Source organism: Tumidithrix helvetica PCC 7403 (genome assembly GCF_965232925.1).
Lineage (GTDB): Bacteria > Cyanobacteriota > Cyanobacteriia > Pseudanabaenales > Pseudanabaenaceae > Tumidithrix > Tumidithrix helvetica.
This window is the reverse complement of record NZ_CBDDRA010000009.1, coordinates 1-13,741: the sequence shown is the minus strand read 5'-3', so window position 1 is coordinate 13,741 and position 13,741 is coordinate 1. Positions and strand designations below refer to the sequence as shown.

The window sequence follows — 13,741 nt, the reverse complement described above, 5'->3', positions numbered from 1 at the left end:
TGCAAGTGATTTGAACGAACAAATCATGAATATTTGGCGACGATCTTGCTTGCAGCGATCGATTGTGACTTGCGGTTCCCGAACTTCAACGTTGGTAAGGAAACCAACTCTATCCTCATACAAGTGAATGGAGTGAAGAGTTTTAAAGAATGCTAAGAGAAATTATCCCCTTTGATTTAATAGTGCCAAGGGGAGAATCGATCGAGGGGAGAGAATTAGTTAATTTCTAAGAAGCTGGTCTAAACGATATCATCGTCGTCAGCAACAGCATCATCATCGTCGTCATCGTCTTCTTCATCATCTAGATAACTGGCATCATCACCCAGCATTAATTCATTGAGTTCTTCCGTGTCATCCCCATATACGCTGGGGACAGCCTCGCGTGCAATCAACCGACCTGTAGATTCTAGCCAGTTGAGAATCGATACCTGTTGTTTAGAGGTAACGACTGAGGCGGGTTTATTTCTGGGCTCTTCACGCAGAGAAGGGTTATACATATCGGGCTGGGTAAGTTGCAGAGACAATTATTTCACAACCTCCAAAGTAGCACAATTCTCATAAACCCATCCACTAGGGATTTTTTCACAACCTACAATGAAGCTATGAAGCTACAAAACTTGTTACTCACGCTTGGACTGATTGCTCTCCCCATCGTCATTTTCGGCGTTCTATATCCACTGGCTCAAAAAGCTATGGCTACTCCTCTACCCGTTGGTTTTCCTGCGCCTACACCAGACGATCGCATTGAAGTCAAACAATATCCTGCCTATCGTTCGGGTACCTATGTTTACGAGGGTAAGCTCGAAGATGCCACAGGGAATGCTTTTAACCCTCTTTACAACCATATTCGTAGTAACAATATCGCTATGACCTCTCCTGTCGAGGCGCGGTATCCCACCGAAACCCTCGATCGCAAGCTAGATCGAGGCATTGCCCAGGTGTCTTTTCTCTACCGCAGCACTGATATTGTGCCCCAGCAGATTACCAAAGACATCAAGGTTGAAGACCATCCGCCCATGCTGGTGGTCAGTATTGGTATTCAAGGAGCCTATAGCTATAGCAGCTATCAAGACAACCTAGCGAAATTGCAGCAATGGTTAACCGAGCATCCAGAATATGAAGCGATCGGTGAGCCGCGCCGTTGCTTTTTATGACTCACCGTTTACACCCGCCCCCCTTAAGCGCAGTGAGGTACAGATCCCAATTCGGGTAATTTAACGAGCGGCGTTAAACCAGTCGCAAAAATTTCTTTTTGCCGACCTGTAATACCTTACCTGTCAGTTCATCTGCTGCGGCAAAGGTTAAATTCTGGACTTTCTCGCCATCGATCCGCACCGCACCATTGTCGATCTGACTTTGGGCTTCGTTGTTGCTCTTGCATAACCCACTTGCCTTAAGTAGGTAGTAAAGCGGTGTCGGAAAAGCGATCTCTGAAAGCGCATACTCAGGAATTTGTCCTAAATCAGAAGTAACTCCCGATAGCACAATTTTTTCAGCATCTTGTTGGGCTTGGAGGGCAGCGTCCTCACCGTGATATTGCCCCACGATCGCTCTGGCTAGTTGTTTTTGCTTTTCTCTGGGATTTTCGGGTAACGTAGTAATGTCAATATCCGTGAGTAGCTCAAAGTACTGATTGACTAGGGCATCTGGCACTTTTTCTAATTTGGAATACATCGACAGGGGATCTTCGGTCAAGCCGACATAATTATCGAGCGACTTAGACATTTTTTGCACGCCATCTAAGCCCACAAGCAACGGCAATAACAAACCAAACTGTCCCTTGCCAGAAGGCGCTCGATCGAGATGAAGTTGCAGATCGCGCCCAACCAAAATATTAAATTTTTGATCTGTGCCCCCTAGCTCTACATCCGATTGAATGGCTACAGAGTCGTAGCCCTGTAAGAGTGGATAGAGAAATTCATGCAGGTAGATCGGCGTACCTTTCTCATATCTGCCCGAAAATCCCTCTTTGGCTAACATTTGACCGACGGTCATGCTTGCCATTAAGCCAATAATTTCTTGGAGGTCTAACTTGCCTAGCCATTCACTGTTGTGACGCAACTCTAAGCGATCGCTGCGAAAGTCCAAAATCTTACGGGCTTGATCGAGGTAAGTTTCGGCATTGTGCAGCACTTCCGCCGCTGTCAGGCGAGGACGTGCCTCAGATTTGCCTGTGGGATCGCCAATCTGTGCAGTAAAATCACCTATGATTAATACTGCTACATGACCTGCATCCTGAAACTGGCGCAACTTGCGGAGGGCTACCGTATGTCCGAGATGTAAGTCTGGGCGAGTGGGATCGATGCCTAACTTGATCCGCAGGGGTCGGTTAGCTTCTGTTATCCTGTTGAGCAAGTTCTCAGAACTGCTGTCTGGAAAAATCTCAACTACGCCACGCGCTAGCAAAAAATTTGTATGAGACTGTGGCAAGTTTGGGGTGGTGTCGGTTAAACTTTCTGGCATTCCTACAACAAATAACAACCGTTGAAAAGGCAAACTACTGTGGCATCTAATAGTTTAAAGCAGTCTGGTTCTTTAGCAGGCAGCATTTTGAGAGGAACGCTCAAAGCTGTTGGCGGCACACTGCTTGCTGTGGTCATGATTGGCGGAGCCGGAGTCGCAGGTGGCTTGGTAGGCTTAGCACTCTCATTTCGCGATCTACCCGATGTTAGAGTTTTAAAAGGGTATGTTCCTGCTGAGACAACTTATATATACGACATCAACGGCGAACTAATCGCCCGCCTGCACGGCGACATTAACCGTGAGGTCGTACCGCTCGATCGCATCTCGCCCCACCTCAAACGCGCTGTACTGGCGATCGAAGATGCTTACTTTTACACCCATAAAGGGGTCGATCCGAGTGGTGTTGCCCGTGCGATCGTGGTTAACTTTAATGCTGGCAGCACCCTAGAAGGTGGCTCTACCCTAACGCAGCAATTGGTGAAAAATTTATTTCTATCCTCAGAAAAAAGCATCAACCGCAAGGTAGCTGAGGCAGTTTTAGCCATGCGCGTCGAGCAGGTTTTCACCAAAGATCAAATTTTAGAAATGTACCTCAACCAAGTGTTTTGGGGACAAAACACGAATGGGGCTGAAACTGCGGCACAAAACTATTTTGGTAAATCCGCCGCCGACTTAACCCTTGGTGAAGCTGCGATGATGGCGGGGGTAATTCAAGCACCCTCGGCATTTAATCCTGTGGATGACTACAAAACGGCAAAACATCGACAGGCACTCGTACTAGATCGGATGCAGGAAATTGGTTGGGCAACCCCCGCCGAAGTCAAAGCCGCGAAAGCCCAACCGATCAAACTGGGCAAAGGCATTTCCTACGAAGCCAGCCGCGTGCCCTATGTAACGCAAGCGGTGACCGTTGAGTTAGAAGAAAAATTTGGCAAGGATGTCGTTCTTAAAGGGGGACTGCGCGTACAGACAACTATTGACTTAAAGCTACAACGCATTGCTGAAGAGGTCGCCGAACAAGCGCATAAAGATCTAAACGATCGCGGTGCTTATGCTGGTCAGTTAGCGCTGGTTGCCGTAGATCCACGTACTGGCTTTGTCAAGGCTCTGGTAGGTGGTGTTGGACCCTTTGATAAAAATCAATACAATCGGGCGGTACTAGCAAGACGACAACTTGGTTCATCCTTTAAGCCTTTTGTCTACTATGCTGCCTTTGCCACAGGCGACTATGCGCCTGACTCAAGCATTGAGGATACGCCAATGAGTATCCCCGATGGCGACGAAAATTATCAGCCCCGTAACTATGACAATAAGTTCTCAGGTGTAATTAGCATTCGTCAGGCAGTGGCAGTATCGCGTAATATCCCCGCGATCAGGCTAGGTTTGCATGTTGGCATGGAAAATGTCGTAGCACTCTGTCGCAAACTGGGCATTACTAGCCCCATGTTACCTGTTGTCTCGCTGCCATTGGGGGCAGCCGATGTCACACCTTTAGAAGTTGCAGGAGCCTATGCCGTATTTGCTAGTGGTGGCTATAAGTCGAAAACCACGATGATCGCCAGAGTTACCGATCGCAACGGCAACGTGATTTGGGATAACACACCCAAGCCCGAGCTCATTCTCGATCCGATCGCTGTGTCAGAACTTACTGAGGTTTTAAGAGGTGTGGTGACGAATGGTACGGGTACGGAAGCACAACTGAGCGATGGTCGTCCCGTCGCAGGTAAAACAGGCACAACCTCCGATTTCCGCGATGCTTGGTTTGTAGGTTACGTACCGCAATTGGCAGTGGCAATCTGGATTGGTAATGACGACTATTCACAGATGGCGCATGGCGTTACGGGCGGTGTCTACGTAGCACCGATCTGGCGACAGTTTATGGAAAAAGCGATGGCTGGGGTTCCCATTGAGCAATTCCCCGTACCGAGTGAAATTCCTGCTGAAAGCAAAACGGATGTGAAAAAAGATCGCAAAAATGACACAAAAACCGACGGAAAAAAGAACTAACAGATAAATTCAATTTGTAATTTTAAACCTAGTAAGTTATGCGATCGCCTTTCACCTCCCAATTCATGCTTATCCTCAAAGTGATGGTTCTCTCGGCGATCGCCAGTGCTATCGTTAAATTTGGGCTACCTCTACTTCCCGCTTTCTCATCGATCGCAGCCCACGATCTGCCAATATCCATGATGAATGGGATTGCGATCGCAGCAATTACGCTTCCCGTTGCTATCTATGCCTTGATTTTGTGGCTGCGTCGCTAAAGGTTCCACCCAAAAGGATTCTCCGCAAAACCCAAGGATAGAAACAGTATGGAATCATTACATCAACTGGGCGACATCCTTCGGGAACAGTATCAAATCGTCGATCTATTGGGACAGGGTGGCATGGGAACCACCTATGCCGCTACGGATATTCTAAGCCAACAAAAAATTGCGATCAAGGTTCTCTCCCTGCGCCAAATCTCTGACTGGAAAGTCATGGAGCTGTTTGAGCGAGAGGCGAAGGTGCTGGCAAATCTCGATCATCCTGCCATTCCTAAATATCTAGACTATTTTCAAATTGATACGGAAAGCGATCGCCGTTTTTACCTAGTACAGCAGTTAATCGAGGGTGACTCGCTAGTAGCACTCGTTCAAAAGGGCTGGCATGCCACCGAAGCAGAAGTCAAGCAAATTGCCGAACAGATTTTAGAAGTTCTCAGCTACTTGCATAGTCTTTTACCTCCAGTAATTCATCGCGATCTTAAGCCGCAAAATATCATTCGTCAGCCCGATGGGCAGGTGTTTCTGGTGGATTTTGGTGCAGTTCAAGATGTCTGGAATACAGCAACTCGCAGTGGAACCTTTGTCGGAACCTACGGGTATATGCCACCCGAGCAGTTTCAAGGACAAACCACCTGTGCCTCCGATCTGTATAGCCTAGGTGCAACCCTTGCTTTCTTGCTGACCCATCGATCGCCTGCGGAGCTACCACAAGTCCGCATGAAGATCGATTTTCGTTCCCAATTGCAATTATCGCCTCAGTTCGCCAATTGGCTCGATCGCCTGTTGGAACCAGTACTCGAAGATCGATTTCAGACTGCCCAAGTAGCGCTTGCTGCCTTGCGTAACGAAGATGATGTAGAATCATCCCAGCGATCGCCACTCAGTTCCATCGCTCCACAAAATCTTCTAGACGCTGCGATCGCGAAACCACGCAAACCCTTACATAGCCGCGTTACCTTAGAGAAAAGCAGCGATCGCTTGACCATTGACATTCCACCCCAACTTAAGAGCGATACGCTTTGGGGAGCAGGTTTTTTTGGTGGCTTCACGTATTTTGCGCTATTTAAATGGATTTTACCCTTGTTCTCCACGAGTGAATGGTGGCTCAAGATCCTGCTGGGTGTCGTAACTTCACCCCTATTTTTGTTGGCGATCGTGGCTCCGATCATGTTGCTTTTCTCCATTTTTGGCAAGGTACATATTGCGATCGATCGGAATACATTTCACATTAAAAAATATTTCCTCGGCATCAAGTTTACGCAATCTCAAGGCTATGTGGCTGACATTACAGCGATTACAAATAAAACCCTAGAGTCCCCTGAAAATGGCAAAGCCACCAATTGTTCGATTTGGGAAGGAACCCAAGAACATCGTCTAGATTCCGAGTTACTCGATCAAAAAGAATTAGACTGGCTAGTTGCCGAAATATCTGAGTTTATTCGGCAAGTTCGCACCTAAGGCAACATAAGTTACCACAAGATTTCTTGTCATGTATGTTTTTCTCAGCTTTGCGATCGCTTCATGTATCTCATACAATAGCGGCTGTTTGGGAACGAAAAATCTCATACCCAACGTCTAAGCATTGCATCAGCTTTTCTTAAAAACAAGAAAAATCTCCCTAGGTGCAAAGCGGCATGTTTTAGAGTCAGAGCATGCCGATTGGACGGAGGGTTGGTCGCAAACAAACTTAATTTGATTTGCCCCAAAACTCTTTTCCCAAATGCAAGTTAGGGTGCTAACTTTAATTGCCTGCGATGTTTACCAAGCCTGATTTGGAGCGATGAACGTAGACTCAAGTCCAAGGAAAATTGACTTATTTACGGCTACTTGTCTCGTAGTAGCCAATACGATCGGTGTAGGAGTGTTTACTAGCTTGGGCTTCCAAGTTACGAGCATTACTTCTGGCTTTGCCTTGCTCGCACTCTGGATTGTGGGTGGCATTTTTGCCCTATGTGGTGCGCTTTGCTATGGCGAGCTCGCCTCGGTTATGCCGCGATCGGGAGGAGAATACCATTATCTATCGAAAATCTATCATCCGATTGTCGGCTTTTTGTCCGGCTGGGTATCGGTAACGGTAGGATTTGCCGCTCCGATCGCTGCAGCAGCGATCGCTTTGGGTAAATATTTCAGCCATGTTGTTCCTGGCATCGATGCAAAGGCAACTGCCCTCATTGCCGTTGTTGCCATTTCTCTAATTCATACGCGGAATATTCGAGTGGGTGCTTATTTTCAGGGGATTTCGACCACCCTCAAGGTAGCGCTGATTTTGGTTCTGATCGCCTGTGGCTTATTAGTTCAACAACCGCAAAACTTGAGTTTTCTGCCTTCTGCGGCATCTTTTTCTGACATTTTTAGCGCACCATTTGCCACTTCATTGGTGTTCGTTACCTATGCCTACTCAGGCTGGAATGCCTCGATCTATATCGCCAATGACATCAAAAAGCCAGAAAAGAACATTCCTGTCTCTTTGCTGCTCGGCACGCTAGTGGTTTTGGTGTTGTACGTGTTCTTAAACTTTATCTTCCTGTTCACCACCCCCATTGGTGAATTGGCTGGGCAATTAGATGTGGGTTATGTCGCTGCCAACCGCATTTTTGGTGCTGCCGGCGGCAATATCATGAGTTTTTTGATTTCTTTTGGGTTGGTCTCAAGTATCAGTTCGATGGTTTGGGCGGGACCAAGGGTGACGCAGGTGATGGGAGAAGATATTCCCCTGTTCAAATTGCTATCCAAACGCAATCAGTATGGAGTGCCCCTTTATGCCATGCTCTTGCAGTTGGCGATCGTCATATTTCTAACGATTAGCTCTTCCTTTGAGGCAGTGATTACCTATCTCGGGTTTACCCTGACGCTCTCCTCCTGCATTACGGTTTTAGGCTTGTTTGTCCATCGCCTCCGATATCCCGATATCCTTCGTCCTTATCGGACTTGGGGCTATCCATTGACACCCTTGATCTTCCTTGCCATCAGTCTGTGGATGTTGGTCTTCATTTTTCGCGATAAACCCGCTGAGTCCCTCGCTGGCTTGGGAACTATTTTGCTAGGGATTCCGATTTATCTATGGGGAGCGCGACAAAAAGCTCCCATGCTCGATTCTACTGAGATCGAGTAATAGTCCACAAATTGTTACTATTCGCAAGAGGTTTATAAGTATGGTAGAGTCCCATGTTTCGCGATTCCTTTCAGGATGCGTCCCGCCGCTGCTGATGGCATTTCTAGGTTTGGTCATGTCTTTGGCAGGTTGCACGGAGTCGCAACGTCAAAACACTGCTGTCACGAATGCACAACCGACTCCGTCAGCTCAATCGAAACCAACTCCTGTAGAGAGCAAAGCTCCTGATAAACCCGATCTGCTTGCCAAGTTCGATCGCGCGGAAGCCGAGCGGCTGACAGATACAGCCAAATTTATTGCAGGAATCAAGTTAGAAGACAAAAGCAAACTGGCGAGATTGACGAAAAGCGGAGCTTGGATAGAGTACAACAAATTTTTTGAGGAGGCTTGGAGTAAGTTAGAAAGCCAACAGCTTTCCCCAATCAAGAAATGGTCGAGTACGGAACTCAAATCTCTCAGCCAGACCAGTAAACCGATCTTTTATCCATTTGCTGGGCCTGATTTCCTCTATGCCTATACCTTTTTTCCCAATGCCAATAACTATATGCTGATTGGCTTAGAGCCAGTGGGGAAACTGCCAGATCTGGCAGCACTCTCTGACGATGAGATTTCTCAGAAATTACGAGAGATGAACGGTGCAATGTTCTCGCTCCTCCAGTTCAGTTTTTTTCAGACTAAATCGATGCAGGTTGACCTCGCAGACAAGGGCACGCTACCGATTTTATTTGTGTTTTTGGCAAGAACCAACAATCAGATCTTAGCCATGGAATATGTTGGCATGGATAAGAATGGTGGTCTCAAGACCTTCCCCGATGGAAACATCGACGAAGCTTATCTTAAAGGGGCAAAGATTACTTTCGTGCAGGCTGGAAAGTCCGAACCACAATTTCTATACTACTTTGCGATCGACCTCTCTGACGAGGGCTTTGAAGCTACACCCGCACTGAAAAATTTTGTGGAAAAGAACCTCAAAGAGTCGATTACCTATACCAAAGCGGCGTCTTATCTGATGCATTATGAGAACTTCTCTCAGATTCGAGATCTCGTTTTGGCAAAGAGTAGCGCGATTTTACAGGATGACTCGGGTATGCCTGTCCGATTTTTTGAGCCCAAACAGTGGAATTTGCAGTTTTATGGCACTTACACAGGGCCGATCGCATTATTTGCCAAGGAATATCAAGATGACCTGCGCCAGATCTATGAAACAGGCTCAAACGTGAAGGCGCTCAATTTTGGCATTGGCTATAAGTATGGGCTCAACGAGTCAAATTTGATGCTAGCCACCAAAAAGAATTAGGATTAGATTAAAGAATGACGATCGCTAGTTAAAGAAGGGGTACTTGAGATGAGCGTAAAGCGGATGCTTTGGTTGATCCTCCTTGCCATTTTGACCGCGATCGCGGTTAGTCGGTTTACCGATATCAAAGGAGCTACTTTGTCTCCCCTGTTGGCGCAAACATCTTCCTCATTGCGCCTAGAAAACATGACGCCTTCAGCACAGGCATTGCTGACAGCAATGCCCAAATCAGAGACCAAACCAGAGACCAAATTGGCATCAAAATTAGAACCCAGATTCGATCGCGTTGGTAACTATGCCACCACGATCCCTGCCAATGGCGATCTCGCCGATGTCTACTATCCGATTGCAACACCCAGCCAGCCTACTCAGGCGATCGCAGCCAATCCTAAGCCGACCTTTCCCATTGCCCTGTTGTTGCAAGGCTTTAATGTCGAAAAGTCGGTTTACTCCAAGTTTGCGACCCAGATCGCCAGACATGGTTTTGTCGTCGTGCTGCCCAACCACTATACGAGCGTGCGCGGTCAACGAGAACTATTCGCACAGGTAGGAGAAGTGCCCGATGTTCTAGCCTATGCTCGCGCAGAGAACCAGAATCCCAAATCGCCGCTAGCGGGTGCGATCGACGTTACGAAACTCGTCTTAATCGGACATTCCCATGGTGGGTTTATTGGTATGGATGCAATTCGTAATGTCTGCGATCCGCCTTGGTGTGTGGGAACCTATACCCGTCCACCAGAACTACTGGCAGGCGTCTTTTATGGCTCAGATTTGTGGTACGACGGCAATTTTATATCGATTAAAAACGATCGCATTCCCATTGCGTTTATTGTCGGGAGTAAAGACAGTTTGATTGCCGACAGCGCCGTAAAGAGCACCTACGATATTGTGCAGACACCTCCCAAAGCTTTTGTCCGCGTTTTGGGTGCTAATCACTACGGCATTGCCGATCGGGACAATCCCTCTGGTTCGCCAAAGGAGAAAGCCCGCCCTGCGATCGCCCAAGAAGCTGCGATCGATACAATTTCACGGTGGACAGCGGCATTTTTGCGAGCCTATGCCACCAACGATGGGGTGGCTATGGACTATTTAAAAAGTGGTGCGCGCAGCGATCGCGGTGTCAATGTGCTCTGGCAGGGCTGAGCGATCCCTATTTCCTGAATTTCCACCAGATTAAAGTTTGAGTTTTACGCACAGCGATCGCTTTTCCCAACCATAGTAAGCTGTAAGAATTCTGAAAAAACGGTCACCAAGAGCTTTTCATTGTTTAGGTTAAGGTAAAGTTAATCTTGAGGCAACAAACCTCTTTGCTTAGGAATTTGACTGAGGTATGAAACTAAGTCGCAGGTTACTTGCCCTGATTGGAATTTCTTGTGCGGTAGGTATTTCCGTGCTCTCAGCTGTTTCGCTATCAGCAGGCGATCGGAGTATGCCCCTATCTTCGACATTCAAAAAAGATCCAAAAAAAATTACCAAACGCACGGGACTCTGTCGAGATGAGGTCTTAACATGCCTTTCGCAAGTAGCTTTGCGTTGGACGCGATCGACACAATATGTCCTTGTGACGGAACAGCAACAGCCCATGCTGGCGCTATCTAAAATTGACGATCTAGCTGCCAACAATCGCAAGCACATCACTGCGGATGCCTATGCCTTAGAAGTTAAGCATTCGGAGTTTTTAGCCCAAATTGCTACAGACAGTGGATTGTCCCCCAGTGCCATGATTACGGTCTGTCAGTTGGGCGGCGAGTGTCGCCATTTGAGAGGCAACCAGCGTTTAGACAATCCCGCTAGTTTGATTAAGGTTCCGATCGCTTTGTTGCTGTTGCATAAATCGGATGCGGAGAATCTCAGCCTCAATACCAAAACCTTGGTTTCGCCCGATAACTTTACCGAAGACAAGAGCGACATTGGGGTTGGCGAGGAACTGCCACTCAAGACGCTCCTGTTTGAAATGATTACCCATAGCAGTAACATTGCCACCAATCAGTTGATCGATTACCTCGGCTGGGATTACATGAATCGAACGCTGCACGATCTCGGTTACCAATCGACAGAAGTTAATTTTAAAGTTGTGGGCGAAGAAACCATGCCTGCCGACCCAGGGAATGACTCGAATCGGCTGACGAGCGATGAGCTTACCCAGATCATGCTGGATACCTACAGTTTCAAGTATGCGAGCGCGCATCTCTTGGTGGAGGCACTGCGGTTACAGGCCGATCTCGATCTTGGTTTTGCAGCGCTGCAAAACACCCCCGCAGAGTGGTTGGGTGAAAAAACAGGACAAACTTCGGATGTGCTAGGAACGACGTTAGCCATGCGCATCGCGGATAAGATTTATATCGTGACTGCGATCGATGACAATACTGGAGGTGAAGAGGGTTTGCGAGATTGCATTCATCGCATTGCCAACTATATTAGCGATCGCGAAAATTTTTAGTACCGTTTACGCGATAGGGCGTTCTATAACGTTCCCGTTCACCCGCCGCTAGTAACCTTTCGGACTTACAGACAATCTTGACGTTCGGTGTGCAATGGAATTATTAGACTGTACCTCACCGATCTCCTCCAACCAGCATTCCCATCTTCATTTCTATCTAACCTGTTTAGGGCGGACTTCAAATTCAGAACGCGCCCGAAAGAAACAAACCTCAAACTCCAAGAAGAAATTAGCCTGCCCCAAGATCAAAGGCACATCGGCTGCTTGTGTCCAGGCAAATGCTAGGTTAACCGTTGGGAATGAGCTAATTTGAGCATCAACAACGACTGCGCGAGCTTCAAATCGAGCTAAGTTCCCTGCCAATACAACCGAGAGCGTCTCATCTTCCCAGATTAAACCCAGTTGTAGCCCCAACTCGTATGGCAAAACATTAACGCTTGCGCCTGTATCTAATAAGCCTTCGGCGTTCAGGGACTGACCATTAAGCCTGAGCGTTAAAGGCAGATACGGCATTCGATCGACTAGACCGAGACTGCTATCAATAATTTTGTAGGAGAACCTCTGAGCGTCAACCATTCTATCCTTGTTTTTTGGTAGCTAGAAGATTCATTAAAACATTGGCAGCCTCAGAGCAATTGTAGGGCGACCAAACAGGATACTCTTGGTTTGCAACAAAGAAGTTTACATTTTCTTCTTTGACAAGTTCTGTTGCAAGAAACTGCATCAGCCTAAGCTTGTCAATTTTTGGAAGCCCCTGAATTTGTGACATAAGTTCAGCCAATGGCATTTCAAGTTCTCCTCGTCTGAGGTTGCTGAAAAGGTTAGTAGTACTAGCTTGTCTCATACGAGCGATCGCTAGCGTTCATTAATTCTACCAATTAGCTCGATCGGTTGGTTCAGGAACTTCTATCTCTGTGTCAGCAATCTTTCTCTGAACAATCGAGGTGGCGATCGCTGATGTACTTACCAACACTCCAATATAGTTCGATCGGTTCTTGGTTTGCGGTAGCGATGACCTTTTGCTGAGCAGTTTCGATCGGAGTGAGAATTTCCGCAAATTGAGGCTGCAAAGAGGCTGCCATTAAGTGGTTTTACTGAAAATTTTAATAGTATCCTAAAGGGCATTTCAAATTGAAGCAAAAATAAGGCGCGTTACATTTCATTAACGTACCCTACAAGATCGGCTCGACTATACTCGCGATCGCGAAAATTTTTAGCATCGTTTACGCGACAGGGATCTCTATAACGCCCGAGTTCAGCGGCATTTGAGGCGACGTCCGTTTTTGCGATAGCAAAAATGGGTGGCGGGTCAAATATCCGCTGCAACGATTTGTTGGGCATTAATCCTCTCCCAAACCAAACGCTTTCATCTATGGTACTGCTCGTACAGTTCGTGCGGCCAGTAGCGCACTGGATCTACGCCGTCCGCCTCGATTAAATCTATCTTGACGCGCTCATACTCGTAGCAGTTAAGTTCGAAATTATTTCCCCAAGGGTCGGCGAAGTTATAGGCCCAGCACATGTCCAAGTCAACGACATCATTGATATGAAGTGGCTGACCTGATGGGCTGTCAATGCCATTCGGGAGTGATCGGGCGAAAGCTGTGAAATTTTCTACATCAAGGCTGAATGCGACCCCTGTTATTTGCGGGGCCATAGGGTGTCCATCACTTGCCTCAAACAGCGCGAGCATAGTCTTTCCGCCATCTGCGGAGATTTGAAGTGGGCCGCCGTCGAAGCCCTTCGCCCAGAACTCGTACTTTTTGACGGTTTCAAAGCCCAAGTAGTCGGCGTACCACTGCGCCGCCACTTCTCGATCGGGCACGCGAATATGAACGTGATCGAGATGCCCCATTCGAAATTTTGCTTGGCTCATGACGTCCTCGTGTTTTGAAGCCGATCCATTTTGGCTGGCAGACTCAGCTAAATACATCGGCTGAGGCCGAGCATTGCACTTGATGCCCAACGGTTGAATTGAGCGGCAAGCGATCTTTTCCCAACTCAACACCAAAATATCACAAGTTTGTCCGCTCCAATGATGTTATGGGGAGACGAAAACAATCAAGCCGAGGAGACGACCATGCAACGAGTGATAGATTCATGTCCACTAATATATCGCATCGCTCCTTACATCAGACAAAGTATACCCTACAGAAAAGATT

The 13,741-nt window shown here is 47.3% G+C and carries 15 protein-coding genes; 8 read left to right on the top strand and 7 right to left on the bottom strand.

Annotated features, from left to right (window positions below):
* Positions 1-239 precede the first annotated feature (239 nt).
* Positions 240-497 carry a DUF3134 domain-containing protein gene (locus tag ACP2WE_RS10230; RefSeq protein WP_425215575.1) on the bottom strand — a complete coding sequence of 86 codons (258 nt, stop codon included), beginning with the start codon at positions 495-497 and terminating at the stop codon, positions 240-242.
* A 105-nt stretch (positions 498-602) separates the two neighbouring features.
* Here ACP2WE_RS10230 and ACP2WE_RS10225 point away from each other — a divergent pair, with 105 nt between their 5' ends.
* Positions 603-1,154 (top strand): heme-binding protein, encoded by a 552-nt coding sequence (locus ACP2WE_RS10225; RefSeq protein WP_425215457.1) that lies wholly within the window; start codon positions 603-605, stop codon positions 1,152-1,154.
* Between the two features lie 73 nt (positions 1,155-1,227).
* On the opposite strand, the gene tyrS is transcribed toward ACP2WE_RS10225, so the two are convergent.
* Positions 1,228-2,463, bottom strand: coding sequence for a tyrosine--tRNA ligase (tyrS, locus tag ACP2WE_RS10220; protein WP_425215456.1), 1,236 nt, complete (start codon positions 2,461-2,463; stop codon positions 1,228-1,230).
* 39 nt (positions 2,464-2,502) lie between these two features.
* Between tyrS and ACP2WE_RS10215 the strand changes: the two genes are divergently transcribed.
* From ACP2WE_RS10215 to ACP2WE_RS10185, 7 genes are all read left to right on the top strand, one after another.
* Entirely contained in the window at positions 2,503-4,470 is a 1,968-nt protein-coding gene (locus ACP2WE_RS10215; protein ID WP_425215455.1) for a transglycosylase domain-containing protein, read from the top strand.
* A gap of 65 nt (positions 4,471-4,535) precedes the next feature.
* Positions 4,536-4,727 (top strand): hypothetical protein, encoded by a 192-nt coding sequence (locus ACP2WE_RS10210; RefSeq protein WP_425215454.1) that lies wholly within the window; start codon positions 4,536-4,538, stop codon positions 4,725-4,727.
* 48 nt (positions 4,728-4,775) lie between these two features.
* Positions 4,776-6,188, top strand: a complete 1,413-nt coding sequence (locus ACP2WE_RS10205) for a serine/threonine protein kinase (protein WP_425215453.1) — start codon at positions 4,776-4,778, stop codon at positions 6,186-6,188.
* 322 nt (positions 6,189-6,510) lie between these two features.
* Positions 6,511-7,842: an APC family permease gene (locus tag ACP2WE_RS10200; protein WP_425215452.1), complete on the top strand. Its 1,332-nt coding sequence runs from the start codon at positions 6,511-6,513 to the stop codon at positions 7,840-7,842.
* Between the two features lie 40 nt (positions 7,843-7,882).
* The gene (locus ACP2WE_RS10195) at positions 7,883-9,139 is read left to right on the top strand and encodes a hypothetical protein (protein ID WP_425215451.1); all 1,257 of its coding nucleotides are present in this window, start codon (positions 7,883-7,885) and stop codon (positions 9,137-9,139) included.
* A 48-nt stretch (positions 9,140-9,187) separates the two neighbouring features.
* Positions 9,188-10,282 carry an alpha/beta hydrolase family protein gene (locus tag ACP2WE_RS10190; RefSeq protein WP_425215450.1) on the top strand — a complete coding sequence of 365 codons (1,095 nt, stop codon included), beginning with the start codon at positions 9,188-9,190 and terminating at the stop codon, positions 10,280-10,282.
* Between the two features lie 187 nt (positions 10,283-10,469).
* Complete coding sequence (locus tag ACP2WE_RS10185) at positions 10,470-11,579, top strand: serine hydrolase (RefSeq protein ID WP_425215449.1); 1,110 nt, start codon at positions 10,470-10,472, stop codon at positions 11,577-11,579.
* A gap of 153 nt (positions 11,580-11,732) precedes the next feature.
* Here the strand turns inward: ACP2WE_RS10185 and ACP2WE_RS10180 are convergent, their stop codons facing one another.
* The 5 genes from ACP2WE_RS10180 to ACP2WE_RS10160 form a co-directional block, all read right to left on the bottom strand.
* Complete coding sequence (locus ACP2WE_RS10180; RefSeq protein ID WP_425215448.1) at positions 11,733-12,155, bottom strand: aspartyl protease family protein; 423 nt, start codon at positions 12,153-12,155, stop codon at positions 11,733-11,735.
* Between the two features lies 1 nt (position 12,156).
* Positions 12,157-12,366, bottom strand: coding sequence for a hypothetical protein (locus tag ACP2WE_RS10175; protein ID WP_425215447.1), 210 nt, complete (start codon positions 12,364-12,366; stop codon positions 12,157-12,159).
* A gap of 130 nt (positions 12,367-12,496) precedes the next feature.
* Positions 12,497-12,661, bottom strand: a complete 165-nt coding sequence (locus tag ACP2WE_RS10170) for a DUF1016 N-terminal domain-containing protein (RefSeq protein ID WP_425215446.1) — start codon at positions 12,659-12,661, stop codon at positions 12,497-12,499.
* Positions 12,662-12,731: 70 nt separating this feature from the next.
* Positions 12,732-12,920 (bottom strand): hypothetical protein, encoded by a 189-nt coding sequence (locus ACP2WE_RS10165; protein WP_425215445.1) that lies wholly within the window; start codon positions 12,918-12,920, stop codon positions 12,732-12,734.
* A gap of 25 nt (positions 12,921-12,945) precedes the next feature.
* Positions 12,946-13,455, bottom strand: coding sequence for a VOC family protein (locus ACP2WE_RS10160; protein WP_425215444.1), 510 nt, complete (start codon positions 13,453-13,455; stop codon positions 12,946-12,948).
* Positions 13,456-13,741 lie beyond the last annotated feature (286 nt).